This window comes from Leucobacter sp. L43 (assembly GCF_016597785.1).
GTDB classification, from domain to species: Bacteria; Actinomycetota; Actinomycetes; order Actinomycetales; family Microbacteriaceae; genus Leucobacter; species Leucobacter alluvii.
This window is the reverse complement of record NZ_JAENJG010000002.1, coordinates 357440-370407: the sequence shown is the minus strand read 5'-3', so window position 1 is coordinate 370407 and position 12968 is coordinate 357440. Positions and strand designations below refer to the sequence as shown.

General features: G+C 65.2%; 7 protein-coding genes, 1 tRNA gene and 1 pseudogene. 4 read left to right on the top strand and 5 right to left on the bottom strand.

Annotation, left to right across the window (positions count from 1 at the left end):
• Nucleotides 1–22: 22 nt before the first annotated feature.
• From JE033_RS10970 to JE033_RS10960, 3 genes are all read right to left on the bottom strand, one after another.
• Nucleotides 23–1342, bottom strand: a complete 1320-nt coding sequence (locus JE033_RS10970) for an aminopeptidase C (RefSeq protein ID WP_234037435.1) — start codon at nucleotides 1340–1342, stop codon at nucleotides 23–25.
• A gap of 179 nt (nucleotides 1343–1521) precedes the next feature.
• A complete protein-coding gene (locus JE033_RS10965; RefSeq protein WP_090150438.1) occupies nucleotides 1522–2946 on the bottom strand; it encodes an APC family permease in 1425 nt (474 codons plus the stop codon).
• A 44-nt stretch (nucleotides 2947–2990) separates the two neighbouring features.
• Nucleotides 2991–4094, bottom strand: a complete 1104-nt coding sequence (locus JE033_RS10960) for an alcohol dehydrogenase catalytic domain-containing protein (protein ID WP_090150441.1) — start codon at nucleotides 4092–4094, stop codon at nucleotides 2991–2993.
• 162 nt (nucleotides 4095–4256) lie between these two features.
• On the opposite strand from JE033_RS10960, the gene JE033_RS10955 reads away from it, so the two are divergent.
• Nucleotides 4257–5693 carry a CdaR family transcriptional regulator gene (locus tag JE033_RS10955; RefSeq protein WP_200331583.1) on the top strand — a complete coding sequence of 479 codons (1437 nt, stop codon included), beginning with the start codon at nucleotides 4257–4259 and terminating at the stop codon, nucleotides 5691–5693.
• A gap of 1 nt (nucleotide 5694) precedes the next feature.
• Here the strand turns inward: JE033_RS10955 and JE033_RS10950 are convergent, their stop codons facing one another.
• Nucleotides 5695–6462 carry an LmeA family phospholipid-binding protein gene (locus JE033_RS10950; RefSeq protein WP_090150447.1) on the bottom strand — a complete coding sequence of 256 codons (768 nt, stop codon included), beginning with the start codon at nucleotides 6460–6462 and terminating at the stop codon, nucleotides 5695–5697.
• Nucleotides 6463–6475: 13 nt separating this feature from the next.
• Nucleotides 6476–8146: an arginine--tRNA ligase gene (gene argS, locus JE033_RS10945; RefSeq protein WP_200331581.1), complete on the bottom strand. Its 1671-nt coding sequence runs from the start codon at nucleotides 8144–8146 to the stop codon at nucleotides 6476–6478.
• A 98-nt stretch (nucleotides 8147–8244) separates the two neighbouring features.
• Between argS and JE033_RS10940 the strand changes: the two genes are divergently transcribed.
• The 3 genes and pseudogenes from JE033_RS10940 (at nucleotide 8245) to JE033_RS10930 (ending at nucleotide 12578) form a co-directional block, all read left to right on the top strand.
• Nucleotides 8245–8317, top strand: a tRNA-Arg gene (locus JE033_RS10940).
• Nucleotides 8318–8741: 424 nt separating this feature from the next.
• Nucleotides 8742–11771: a DUF11 domain-containing protein gene (locus tag JE033_RS14950; RefSeq protein WP_200331579.1), complete on the top strand. Its 3030-nt coding sequence runs from the start codon at nucleotides 8742–8744 to the stop codon at nucleotides 11769–11771.
• Between the two features lie 478 nt (nucleotides 11772–12249).
• Nucleotides 12250–12578 (top strand): annotated as a pseudogene (locus tag JE033_RS10930) (hypothetical protein).
• The last annotated feature ends 390 nt before the right edge of the window (nucleotides 12579–12968 follow it).

The window sequence follows — 12968 nt, the reverse complement described above, 5'->3', positions numbered from 1 at the left end:
AGCCCCGCCCGAACCGGCCCGTTTATGCCAGCGCACCCATCGGGTCCCATGGATCGAGCACGATGGGTGCTGCCGAGAGCGCGGCCCGAAGCTCCTCGGGAAGCCGGTCTTTCCTCACCACGACCTCGAAGACGTACTCGTCGAACCACGAGTCGTCCATGGTGCAGAAGCCCTTGTCGAACTTCTCGGTACCCCAGCTGTTCTCGACGCGCCAACGACGCGGTGCACCGGCCACGAGATCGACACCGGTGAAGAGCATCGCATGCGTCATCGCGGAATCGCCGTAGCGCACACGCTCTTCTTTCGTCGTAGCGAGATCTACACCGTAGACCGCCGAGTAGTCGATGAGATCCGCCGACCAGATGCCCTGCTTATCCTCCATATGAGGATCGACATCGCAGCCGAACCACACCGGCTCCTCCTCGACGATCGCCTCGGCCGCGAGGCGCTTCATCGTCGCGGTGTCGGTGTTGAGATAGAGCACGGGTTCAGCACCGACGACGTTGCCGAGATGCGCGACGGTGAGCGCGTGGTTCTTCGGGTGCTCGGACCGGGGATCGTCGACGAGGCATACGTAGTCGGCGAGGGAGACGTCGGTGTACTTCGTAAGGAACTCCCGGGGCGTGAAGTGACCGCCGTCGTGGAAGGCGCCGTCGTCGTCGTTCCAGCGCCATTCGAACCGCGCGGGCGGCACGCCCAGGTGAATGGTCAGGATGCGGTGCGCATCTGCCAGGATCGAGCGTTTGAGCTCGTCGATGTCGTCATGCACCGCACCGTCGGCGATCGCGTCGCGGAGGAGGCGTGCGCCCTTGCGGAGCAGCGTGCGGAGCGACGCATTCATGCGGGAGGTGTTCGAGGAGGACTCAGTCTCTGGCATAAGCGTCTTCGGCACCACGCCGTGCTTCTCGAAGATCGCCACCTCCATATTCCACTGGCCGCCGTCATCGAGCACGTTACCGAGAAGGAACGCGGTCACGCGGTCGTCCGGTTCCGCCCCGGCGAGCTCGATCATGTCTTCGAGGAAGAAGTTCGCGCGCTCGATCTTGTCCCAGTACATCGCGTGATTCTGACTGAACTCGAAGTTCTTCACGCCAAGGTGCTTGCGGGCATCGGCTCGGAGGAGGTTGAGGGCCGCGAACAACCAGCACCGGCCCGACCGCTTCTGATCTGCCGCGTCCCAGTCGTCGAGCCGATTCGACATGCTCGGCTGCACCGCGAGCAGCCGAGCTCGGTCGACGGCGACCGCGTCGACCGAGGTTCGCGCCACCGCATTCATCGCCAGTCGGGCTGCGGGATCGGCCGCGAGCGCGGCGGACCACGCTCGCAGTTGATCGGAAGTCAAGGACTGACGTATACGTTTCGTATCAACACTGGTACTCATACGAAAATGTTACCCGTGAGGGCGATTTTCGTCGACTATTTGAAACGTATCCATGCCGTCGCATGCCGGGAACGCGAACCGGGATGGTGCCCCCACCGCTTTCGCGCTCGAGCACCATCCCGCGATACATGCTCAGCCGATCAGCCGACGCCCTCGAGCATGTCGGTGTGCGTGTTCCCGATCCGCTGCAGCACCTCGGGGCGCTTCGCGCGCAGCCACCAGAAGCGGATGAACGCGAGCAGCATCGTCGCAGCGAACAGGTATGGCAGCACGTTGATCGGGAACGCCGGGATCGGCCACACGTTCGCGAAGAACACGTACGCCATGGCGACGACGGCGACGACCGCCGTCACCGTGATCATTCCGCTCCGCATTCCGCGGCGGCGGGTGTAGACGACGCCCGCGACGGCGACGAGCGCGTACGCCACCATGTAGCCGTAGGTCGCATAGGTGTCGACCCACACCACGATGTCCATCGGATGGGTGCCCGAGATGAGCAGGATGACGTCGAGCGCGATCGCCGCGGGGCCCGCGATCAGCAGGACGCGGTGCGGGGTGAGATGCGTCTCGTGGGTGCGACCGAACCGCTCGGCGACGACGCCCTCCTTCCCCATCACGTACAGGATGCGGCCGACGACGTTCAGCGGCGCGACGACGACCGCGAAGAACGATGCCGCGACGCCGAACACGAGCACGGGTGCGAACCAGACGGGCATTCCGATGCGATCGTTGATCGCCTGCAACGGGCTGGCGACCTCACCGAGCTCGTCGCCGAGGACGGCGATCTGGGTGTACGCCGCGAATACGTAGAGCACGCCGACGGCGACGGCGCTCCACATGATGGCACGGGGAATGGCGGTGTGCGGATTGCGCGCCTCGCGCCCGAGCGCATCGGCGGAGGAGAAGCCGACGAACCCCAGAATGCCGAGCACCATGCCGGCTGCGACGCCCTGGAACGGCACGCCCTCGAACGAGAACTGCGTCGGATCCCACGCCTCGGGACCGAGCCAGACGAGCGCGGCGATGAGCAGCACCAGAATGATGAAGACCGAGAGCAGTTCGAGCACGAGAGAGATGCGTGCCGAGATGCGAATGCCGCGGATCGTGAAGAACGTCGCGAGGCCGCCGATCACGACGGCGAGCGCGACCAGCCAGACGGTGCCGGTCGCGGGAACGCCGAACAGCTGGAGCAGGTCGGAGGCGTACGAAACCGCGCCGCCGAGCGAACCGGCGGCGATGCCCCAGGATCCGATGAGCAGGGCGACGCCGGCTGCGAAGGCGCCAGTGGGACCGAGCCCCTTCGCCACGTACGTGTAGAGCGAGCCGGCGGAAGCGTGCTGGCGGGCGAACATCGACACGATGTAGCCCACGCACAGGATGACGATGGTGGCGAGCAGGAATGCGAAGATCGTGCCGCTGCCGGCTCCGAGGAAGATAGAGGCGGCGGTGAAGGCGATGACGGCGCTCGGGGCGATGCTGGCGATGGCTTGTGCCGCCAGTTCGGGCCCAGACATCACCCCTTCTCGAAGGCCGGCGTCGGCCTTCCGTGCTGCGGTTTGGGTCATGAGTACTCTCCTATGAGTGCGTGGTACGAAGGGTGAACAGGTGCTTACGGAATGAGCAGTGTGCGCAGCACGCCGCCGGTCTCGAGGTCGTCGAGCGCCTCGGCAGCTTCGGCCAGGGGGCGACGGCCCGAGATCAGCGGATCGAGCTTCAGCTGGCCGTCCATGTACCGGTCGACGAGTGCCGGGATGTCGATCGAGGGGCGCACCGACCCGTAGTTCGAACCGAGGATGCGCTGATCGGCTTCGGCGAGCACGAGCGGCTCGAACGAGGCTTTCGCACCGGTCGGCGGCAGTCCGACGATCACGGCGGCGCCGCCGAGGCCGAGCATGCGGATCGCCTGCTCAGTCGTCGAGGTGCGGCCGATCGCGTCGAACACGTAGTCGGCGCCGTCCGGAAGGAGCTCGAAGAGCTGCTCGACGGCGTCGCGCTGTGATCCGTCGATGCGGTCCGTTGCACCGAATTGCAGGGCCATCGCGGTCTTCTCTGGAACGATGTCGATCGCGATGATCCGTTCTGCCCCCGCCAGTTTCGCGCCCTGCACGACGTTCAGGCCGACGCCTCCGCACCCGATGACGGCGACGGTCGCGCCCGGCTCGACGCCAGCGGTGTTGAGCACCGCGCCCACACCGGTGGCGACCGCGCACCCGACGACCGCGATGACGTCGAGCGGTGCGTCGTCGCGCACCTTGATGGCTCCGGAGACGGGCACGACGACCTCTTCGGCGAACGAGGAGACGCTCAGGTAGTGGCGCAGAGGCTCGCCGTCCTCGGTGCGGCTGAGGCGGGAGGTGCCGTCGAACAGCGACCCGTGCGCGTTGTTGATCTCGACCACCTTCTGGCAGCGGGCCTCATGCCCCTGCAGGCAGTACCGGCACTCTCCGCACGGCGGCACCCAGCTGAGCACGACGTGGTCTCCCACGGCGAGCGATGTGACGCCTTCTCCGAGCTCGACGACGGTGCCAGCGCCCTCGTGCCCCATGACCATCGGCGCGGGCGCATCCCACTCACCGCGCTTCACATGGAGATCGGAATGGCATACGCCTGCGGCGGCGATCTTCACGCGGACCTCGCCCTGCTTGGGGGCGTCCAGGGTGACTTCGGTGACCTCTGCGCGGGTCTCGGGGTTACGGAACACGACAGCCTGCATGCTGCACTCCTTCGTTCGTTCGCTTCGTCGGATCGCCGGGGCGCGGTGCACAGGTTCGACCACGCCGGCGACGTAAGGATGCTACGGACCCGATCGGGTGCCTGTCATCGCACCAGGTGTCGATTTCGAGATCGCATCACCGACACTTGGTACGCTCCTCCTATGGCTCTTGATCTCTCCGCCGTCAGGCGCGCCGTCGGCGGCACCTGCGTGACGGCCCGTCTGCCGGAGCGCACCCCCGTCGACGGCGTCGCCCATGTCGAGGCGTTGGTCGTGATCGGCAATCCCGATTACGCGACACTCGTGACGGGTGACCGCGAGGTCCTCCTCACCGCTCTCACGACACCGGGTCCGGCCTCGATCGCGCTGCCGGGCGCGGTGTTCGTCTCACCGGAGGACGACGCCGAGCTCCGGTCGGCCCTCGCTCGTCACCGCATGACGGCGATCCTCGGGACCCGCCTCTCCGGCACCGCACTGCACAGCAGCCTGCTCGCGCTCATCGCGGATGACCGCGCTGCAGCCGACCGTCTCGTGACGGCGGGAATGAACGTACTCACGCAGGTCGCCCGGCGTGGCGGCGTGACGGCGGTCATCGCCGAACTCGCGCGCCGCATCGACGGGTGGGCGGTGCTCCTCGATGCGCACGGCCAGGTCATCGCGAGTGCCGGAGCCGGAAGACTCCACGTGTCGGACGCGGCGGCGTTCGCGCTCGGGCGCCCCGTACGCGTGCGTCACGACGGGCTGCAACTGCACCGCGTGGGTTCGGAGCAGGATCTCGCAGGATCGCTCGTGATCGCGACCCGTTCGAGCCGAACGAGCCACGCACGCGATCTCTCGTCGCTCGCAGCGGCGCTCTTCGATCTGCTGTTGCGCAGTCACGATCCCACGCTGACCGAGCACCTGGGCCGCGGCGCGCTCATCGACATCCTCGTCGACGGCGGCCAGCGCGCCGAGGCGCTGCTCCATCGATGGGGCGTGCACGAGCGCACGCTCACAGCGTTCGAGGTGGGTACGCGAACGCGCACGATCGACCTCGAGCGACTGCTCCGCCGCTGGTTCGACGAGCTGGGCGCCGAGCACGTGTTCGCAGCCGACCACGGGCACATACGCGGGTTCGTGCGCGATGATCTCGCGGCCGGACTGCTCGACCGAGTTCGTTCGTTCAGCCCGGTGGCGGGGATGCGCGTGCACATCGGCGTCGGAGACCCCGCTCCGGTTGGCGCGCTGTCGCGCACCGCGACGCAAGCTCATCAAGCGCTCGATGCCGCGCTCGAAGACGGCCGGCCCGGGGTGAGATACGCCGAACTGCCATCCGTCGAACTCGTCCTCTCCGCACTCGGAGCCGCAGCACAGGGGCAGCTCGCCGGACTCCTCGAACCGCTCGTCCAGCCCTCGGGCGAGAGCGGCGATCTCGCCCGCACCCTCCGCGTATTCCTCGCAGAGAACGGCGCCCACCGCGCCAGCGCTGCACGTCTCGGCATTCACCGACAGACACTGGTCGCGCGCATTCGGCGCGTCGAGGCCCTCACCGGCCTCGCGCTCGAACGCGCCGACGATCGCGCCGTCGCGTGGCTCGCGCTGCGCGAATACGGGCTCTGACTCAGCCGCAGGTGCCCTTCTCCCGCTGATCGGGATCCGACAGGATGCCGGGCGCGAGGTCCGCTCGTATCGTCACCGTTCCCGTGCTCGAGAGCACGATATCGGTCAGCGTGACTCCGGCTGGGAGTTGGTCGGCGATGCAGACGGTCTGCGGCTGCAGAATCGGGTCGAGCAGTGTTCCCGTCGCCTGCGCGAGTTGCTCCGCCGAGAAATCGAATCCCGCCGCCTGCAGCCCGAGCGGGTTGATCTCGACCGCACCGTCGACGGCCTCAACGCTCAATCTCGCGGAGAGATTGACCTGCTGCCCGAATGCTTCGAGCGCGCGCCCGACGACGAGTTCGCCGTCGCGCACCTCGCCCGACTGAGCGACCCCCTGAGTGACGGTCTCGATGACCGGTCCGAGCTGCTCCTTGTCGAGGCGAAGCTCGACCACCCCATCCGAGATCTCACCCGAAGTCGGGTTGAACGGTACCAGATCCGCGTGCAGCGCGGCATCGGCCTGCACCCCTTCGACGAGCGGGGCGTCCGGCACGTCGACGGTCACATCACCCACTCCGCCGCGGAACGCGTTGAGCAGGGCGGATCCCCCCAGCGCCACGTCGACCGGATGGTCGTCGGTGAGGTCCAGCTGCGAGCGCACTGCGCCGGCGACCACTCCCGGAATGATCAGCCGGAGCGCCAGCTCGGCCGCACCTGCGAGCAGCCCGACGACGACGATCACGATGATCAGCTTGGTCCACCAGCGGGACCCGTTCCGCTCCGCACTCACGACGGCTCCTGGGTCAGAGCCGCTCGGGCGCAGAGACGCCCAAGAGGTCGAGGCCGTTGCGGAGCACCTGGCCGGCGGCATCGTTCAGCCATAGACGGGTGCGGTGCAGATCTTCGACCGGCTCGTCTCCGAGCGGGATCACGCGGCAGTTGTCGTACCAGCGGTGGTAGGCGGCGGCGAGCTCTTCGAGGTAGCGGGCGACGCGATGCGGTTCGCGCAGCTCTGCGGCACCGGCGACGATGCCCGGGTACTGCTGCAGTTTGCCGAGCAGGTCGGTCTCGGTCGCGTGCGTCAGGAGCTCCGGCGCGAAGGCGCTCCGGTCGATGCCCGCCGCTTCGGCGTTGCGATCGACGGCGCACGTGCGCGCATGGGCGTACTGCACATAGAACACGGGGTTGTCGTTCGTGCGGCTCCGCACCTTCTCGCCGTCGAGCGACAGTGGCGAATCAGCCGGGTATCGCGCGAGCCAGTAGCGCAGGGCGTCGGAGCCGAGCCACTCGAGCAGGTCGTCGAGCTCGATGATGTTGCCGGCTCGCTTCGAGAGCCGGGCTCCGTCGAGGTTGACCAGCTGACCGATGAGCACCGAGATGTCGGTCTCGATGTTATCGCCCGCCGCACCCGCGATCGCGGTCAAGCGACCGATGTACCCGTGGTGATCTGCGCCGAGCAGATAGATCTTCTCGCCGAACCCGCGGTCCATCTTCGACAGGTAGTAGGCGGCGTCGGCGGCGAAGTACGTGTAGATCCCGTTGCCGCGCGTGAAGACTCGGTCCTTGTCATCGCCGAAGGCGGTCGTGCGCACCCAGATCGCATCGTCTTCCTCGAAGACGTACCCCTGCTCGCGCAGCCGGTCGACGGCGGAGGAGATCGGGCTCGGCGATCCGTCAGGCCCGTCCTCGTGCAGCGACCGCTCCGAGAAGAAGACGTCGAAGTGCACGTTGAAGCGCTCGAGCGAATCCTTGATCTCCGCGAGCTGGATCTGGTAGGCGGCCTCCTGCACCTCCTCGAGAGCGCGCGCGCGATCGCTCGTGGCGAGCTCCACGATGTGCGGCAGCTGCTCGCGCACCTTGCGCCCGAGCTCCTGGATGTAGGCGCCGGGGTACGCGTCTTCCGGGGCCGGCTCGCCGAGCACCGCAGCGAAGACCGAACGCCCGAACTTGTTCATCTGCGATCCGGCATCGTTGATGTAGTACTCGCTCGTCACCCGTGCACCGGCCGCGCGCAGCACGCGAGCGGTCGAATCGCCGAGTGCTGCCCAGCGGGTATGGCCCATATGGAGGGGGCCGGTCGGATTCGCCGAGACGAACTCGAGATTGATGTTCTGACCCGCGAGGGTATCGGTGCGGCCGTAGTTCTCGCCCTGCTCGACGACGCGGCGAGCCGTCTCGCCCGCGCTCGCCGCGTCCAGCGTGAGGTTGATGAAACCGGGGCCCGCGACCTCGGCCTTCGCGATGCCGTCGATCTCGAGGGCGCGCCCCACGATCTCCTCAGCGAGCTCGCGCGGGTTCGCCCCAACGCGCTTCGCAAACTTCATCGCGACGTTCGACGCCCAGTCTCCGTGGTCCCGATTCTTCGGTCGCTCCACCTGCGTGTCTTGCACCGTGACCGAGATGTCGGAACCGCGAGCGGCGACGAGGTCGGCGAGAATATCAGCGAGAGCTTGGGAGAGTTCTTGAGGCGTCACAGAGATCGATTCTACTCGGCGCACCGGGGTGCCCAGTCCACGGCACCGGTGCGAAGCGGCCCGATAATTGCGCTAGGCTGGTGGGGTTGCACATGCTCGCCTCCGTAGCTCAGGGGATAGAGCGCCGGTTTCCGGTACCGTAGGTCGGGGGTTCGATTCCCTCCGGGGGCACTGCAACACTGGCTTCCATCGCATCAGCGGTGGGAGCCTTTTTCATGCTCCGGAGACGCTCGGGCATCGGCAGTCATCGCGCGAGGCGAACCATCCAAGTTCGTCGCGGTGTTCCTGGTCGTCAGGTCGCACGATACCCGAGGGGTGCCGCTTCCGCGCACGAACAGATGTTGCATCGAAATGAACAATCGCGCCCCAACCTGCCCCTCGCATGACCCCACCGCGTAGGATCGGTTCGTTTGCGGTTCATCCGTGAATCGCTGTTATGCGCGAGGAAGAGCTAGGGGCAAGAATGAGTTTTCGTTGGCCGGGAGTGCGTAAGCGTTCCGTTGAACATTCGGCAGGTGCGCGACCGAGGGGAACGCGAGCACTGGCATCGATTGGCGCTGTAGCACTCCTGGTGTCCGGTATTGGCGCCGCCGCGGTGACCACTACCACCGCGCCTGCCGCCGCTGTTCCTGGTACTCCTGGTGATCCTCAGGCGTCGTCTGTGGTGTTCGAGGAGCGCTTTGAGAACATCCCCCCGCGTTTCGTCCTGGGCCTCGCCAACTACATTGGTGTCAACGGTGAGCGCTACACCGCTGACCCTGCATGGCTGACGGCCTGCAACGGCCAGGTCCGCAGCATGAACGCTCCGTTCCAGTCTTTGGGGAACTGTGCTTCTACGCAGTTCACCTCCAACCTGGGTCAGCTCGCATGGGCATTGGGCTCGCACGACGGTGCCGCAGACCCTGCAGCAAATAACGCGGTCACGGCCTACACATCAAATAACCCGGGCGAGAACACGGTCCAGTTCCAGACTGTGAACAACGTCCCGCTCGCATCCACCTCCGGCCGGTTTCTCACACTGAGCGTCGATACGGCAGCCGTGAACTGCCAGGTCTCGGCCCCGCTGTATCAGTTCGCTTTCATCGACGCCGATGCCGCAGCTACGAACGTTGGCGGTCTCATCAACGCGTGTGATTCCGGAATCACTGTGCGAGCCCCGGCGTACGGGACGCTTGCCGCGCGCGATGTCAACGTCGGTACGTACACGTCCAACGGCTCGGTCTTGTTCACGGGTTCCACCCTCGGCATTCAGATGCGCAACGCGAACGGATCCGGAAACGGCAACGATGCCGCATTCGATAACGTCCGCATCCTCGATGTCACCCCGCAGCTCGATAAGAGCTTCTCTCCCGGGGTTGTCCCGACCGGTGGCACCTCTGCGTTGACGTTCACCGTTACGAACACCGATGAACTGGCAGGGAAGGAGGGCTGGTCGTTCACTGACGCCCTGCCCGAAGGGTTGACCGTCGCCGAGCCTTCTGCAGCGACCACGACCTGCACCGAGGGTGTCGTGACTGCAGCAGCTGGTGCCACGTCGATCGGTGTCACCGGCGACCTTGACGCTGGCCAGGCGTCGTGCACGGTCACCGTCAATGTGACCTCCGAGGAAGCGGGATCCTTCACGAACGGCCCTGACAACGTCACGACCACGGGGCTGAATGCGCCCGGCGAGGCAAACGTCGTGTTCGAAAGCCCGGCTCTGTACCTGCAGAAAAACGCAGGCGATCCCGTCGACGTGAACGAGAACGGCGTCACCGACGCGGGCGACACGATCCAGTACACCTTCGACGTCACCAACTCAGGCGACGTCGATATCACCGAGCTCGCGATCACCGACGCCAAGCTCGGCGCGGTCACCTGCCCAGTCACCACTCTCGCACCGGGCGCATCGACGATGTGTGCTGCAGATGAGGTGTACACGGTCACTTCCGCGGAGGCTGAAGCAGGCGAAGTACTCAATACCGCGACCTCCTCCGGCACCTCCCCTGCGGGAGGCACCGTGACCTCTGATCCCTCCTCGACGAACACCCCCGCCGAGGTGGCAGTCCCCGGGATCACGATCGTGAAGTCCGCCGATCCTTCCGATCCGGCCAGCTACACCCCCGGCCAAGAGATCACCTATCATTTCGTGGTCACCAACACCGGCAATCTCCCCCTCAGCGATGTCACCATCACCGATGACGACTTCACTGGCACCGGGGAGCTGTCCGCAATCGACTGTCCGGCAACCACCATCCCGGTAGGTGAACAGCTCCTCTGCGAAGCGAGCTACACCCTCACCGAAGCAGACGTCGACGCGGGATCCGTGTCCAATATCGCTACCGCCTCGGGAACTGTCCCCGGCAGCGATGACCCGATCACATCCGATCCCTCGGAGACTGCAGTTCCGATCGACTCAGCCCCCGGCCTCACCATCGCGAAGACCGCGGACGCCTCCACGATCTCGACCGCTGGCGAGACCATGACATATTCCTTCCTGGTCACGAACACCGGCAACGTCACCCTGAACGATGTCGCGATCGCTGAAGGTGAGTTCTCTGGGACAGGTGAACTCGGACCGATCGACTGCCCCACCAGCACGGTGCTCGCCGGTCAGTTCATCATCTGCACGGCTGAGTACACGGTCACGCAGGATGACGTCAACAATGGCGGGGTCCTGACCAACACGGCGACCGCTGGCGGAACCCCGCCCACGGGCGACCCGGTCGTGTCGGATCCGTCGACGTCGAACGTTGAGATCGTGCGCACCCCGGGTCTCGAGATCGTGAAGACTGCAGACGCTGAAGCTGCTGCTGTGGGACAGACGATCACGTACTCGTTCCTCATTACGAACACCGGCAACGTGACGGTCACGAACCCGCAGGTGAACGAGACCGAGTTCTCGGGCACCGGCGAGCTCTCCGAGATCGAGTACCCCGCAGAAGACGTTGTCCTGCAGCCGGGCGAGAACGTCACCTACATGGCGACCTACACCCTCACGCAGGCTGACATCGACTCAGGCGAGCTGACGAACACGGCAACCGCAACCGGTGACGTACCCCCGGGCACGGAGCTGCCGCCCACTCCCCCGTCGACCGTGACCGTGGAGACGGATCCGATGCCGGCTCTCGCCATTGAGAAGACCGCCGACGTGACCACGATCTCGACCGTGGGCCAGGAAGTCACCTACTCGTTCCGTGTGACCAACACGGGCAACGTGAACATCTCGGACGTGACGGTCAACGAGGGCGAGTTCTCGGGTAACGGTGAGCTCTCCGCAGTGGTCTGCCCGGCAGATCAGACCGCGCTCGCTCCAGGTGAGAGCGTGACCTGCTCGGCCACGTACACCGTGGTCGCAGCAGATTTCGTTGTTGGTGCTGAATTGTCCAATACTGCGACCGCATCGGGCGCAACCCCTGATGGTGGGACGCTGACCTCGGATCCTTCGACGATCTCGATCTCCACCGATGTTCCGGTTGATCCCGCGAATCCGGGCCAGCCCGGTACCCCGCGCAACCCGGGTGGCCTGCCTGTCACGGGTTCTGACGGTGCGGGCCTGGGGCTTGCGGCTTTGTTGATGGCAGTGGGCGGCACGTTCCTGGTGCTGCGTCGTCGTCAGCAGCGTGGTGCAGAGGTCACTGTATAATGAACGACTTTTGATTGAAGGGATGTGATCCCTCTTCTCAGAAGCGAGGGTGTGGCCCGGTACAACGCGAGTTGTACCGGGCCACACCCATGAGGAAGAGTTTTTCGTCTTCTGCCTTGGAATCCTCCACGCCCCCATTCTTAGAAGAGGTGAGGTACGTAATAGGCAGAGAGTCTGCGCCCGGAGTCAAGGCCTATGGTTCGCGCCCTCGCTCGTCGACGAATGGACAGTGCCCCTATGAGATCGATTCAGTACGACGGCCTGATTACGCACTTCGAAGATCGCTTACTCTCACATCTGCAGATCGTGATCGTGCAGAAGCTCATGCGCGAGGAAGCGTTTCTGATGTCGTGGAAGGACAGCGTGAGCGCGGGCGACGGGCGGGCCAGGACAGATCAGAGCTTGCGTCTGCGCGCCCGTGATCCCCCGGGTATAACAGTTTCTGCTAAATATTGCATCGAGTGCGAGAATGGCGCTCATGGGGTATATCAAACACGGGGGACGCGACTACGAGTTCGAAGACCGGCTGCTGGCGCACTTGCAGCTGGTCATCGGACAGAAACTCAAGAAGCAGGAAAGCTTCTTTCTCAGTTGGAGTAAGCCACACGATCAGGGTGAAGGACGCGTGTCCGTGTGATCTCCCCATATACGACGATGGCATTCCATTTTTCGGGGAGCAAAGAACCAGAGCTCAGCAAAGTGTGGGTCCGTTCGCTCAACGCGCTCGCGCACACTCCGCGCGGGCTGATCGCCATCAGCGAGGAAGAGGCCGAGCGGTTCGCGAAGAACAATCCTGACCTGGTCTAAGCAGCAGAAAACCACCCCTCCCGACGTTCTCGGAGGGGTGGCCTTGTCGTTCCCAGGCTTATGTATGGCGTCCACGGAGGTCCGGGGCGACGCCATCATTCTTGAACAGTGGACTTCGTCCACGAAGGGGGCTGACCTCTCGATAGAGGGTGCGTTAGGCACTCGAGGTGCTAGGGGATTCGAGTCACACGACGAGGAATGCTGCCACGCGCGTACTGGTCAACGTATCCCTGAGCGCATCCTTTTCGAGCTTGCTCTCGCGGTTCTCCATGGCTGCTGTGATCCGGTACACCTGAACGCGTGTAATCCCCCTGATGCGCCAATCGCGGTCGGCTTCAGCCCTTCGGCGTTGGCGGCGAGGATCATCGCTCAGAGCTCGGCGCGAACGTT